1 protein-coding gene and 1 pseudogene are annotated in these 1,287 nt (G+C 27.7%); both read right to left on the bottom strand.

From position 1 onward, the window contains the following. Positions 1-495, bottom strand: a pseudogene (locus KA878_RS13430) (hypothetical protein); the annotation flags it as partial. A gap of 21 nt (positions 496-516) precedes the next feature. Next, on the bottom strand, positions 517-1,146 hold the full coding sequence (locus tag KA878_RS13425) for a recombinase family protein (protein ID WP_031588345.1): 630 nt from the start codon (positions 1,144-1,146) through the stop codon (positions 517-519). Between the last annotated feature and the right edge of the window lie 141 nt (positions 1,147-1,287).

Genomic DNA, 1,287 nt, shown 5'->3' with positions numbered 1-1,287 from the left:
AATTATACGGACTTTATCATTATTTGATTGGCCATTATCAATTTGTTCTTGTGATGTATCATTATTATCTGTAGGTTGTTGCTCATTTCCATTGCTACATGATTTAAACAACAATATTACTAAACCAATCAATAATACTACAATGACTGCTACTAACCATTTATTTTTTCTTTTAGCTTTAGTGTTCTCTTGCTGCTGTTCTAAATCACGTCTAAAATCACGTTCATTATAGTAATCTTCCGGTCGATTTCTTGTTGATATATTTTCATTATATGAATCTTTATTTTTTTCAACTCTACTTAAATTATCATTAACATAATCATGATATAATAATTTAAATTTCAAACCGAAAACTTTTATCGAATCTTCATCAGTTATTGTGTTTGTATAAAATTGACTGTTTACTCTACCATGTTTATCTAAAGCAATGATTCTTCCATCATTCTCTATTTTTAAAATTTTAGGGTACTCTCTGAAATCTCCTGATTTACTCATAACGATTACCTCCATAATAAATTAATTATCTATATCTTTATATATTCCACTTTGATAATCTTTTTTTATTCTATATATGGTTTGTCTTGATAATCCTACTTTTTTAGCAATTTTACTAATTGCCATACCTTGATCTAAAAAACTAACAACACGATAATATACTGCCTGTTTATGTGGGTCTTTAGCAATAGGACTATATAATTTGGGTCGCCCTTTATATATACCTTTAGATTTTGCAACAGCTATTCCATCAGCCTGTCTACGTCTGCTATCATTTCGTTCTTGTTCTGAAATCATTGCCAGTAATTGAATAATTAAATTTTTTAAGAATTTATCTAACAATTCATTACCGATAATTTCATTCATCATTGGTAGGCTTGTAATTATTAATCTAACATTTTTTTCTTTAAGAAAATCTACTGTTTTAATTACTTCATCATAATTTCTGCCTAGCCTATCTAATGCATCGACTATTAAAGTATCTTCTTCTCGTACAAAATTCATTACTTCTTGAAATACTGGTCTTTCTTTAATATTTTTTCCTGATTGTTTTTCAGTAAATATTTTTTCTGCACCATTTGCTTTCAGTACTTCAATTTGTCTATCTAAATTCTGATTTTTAGATGATACTCGGGCATAACCAATTTTCAAAATCTCACCACCTTTTTGTTACACCCTAATCATACAATTTAAACCTTATGTCACTTTGCTTGATATATGAGAATTATTTAACCTTATAAATGAGAAAAAAGCAACGCACTTTAAATAAGATTAAGTAGTTCAGTTTTGGAG

The sequence above is a fragment of the Staphylococcus sp. GDY8P57P genome (assembly GCF_017892585.1).
In the GTDB taxonomy this organism is placed as follows: domain Bacteria; phylum Bacillota; class Bacilli; order Staphylococcales; family Staphylococcaceae; genus Staphylococcus; species Staphylococcus borealis.
Note: the sequence above shows the minus strand (reverse complement) of the source record. Positions and strands in the feature narration are given on the sequence as shown.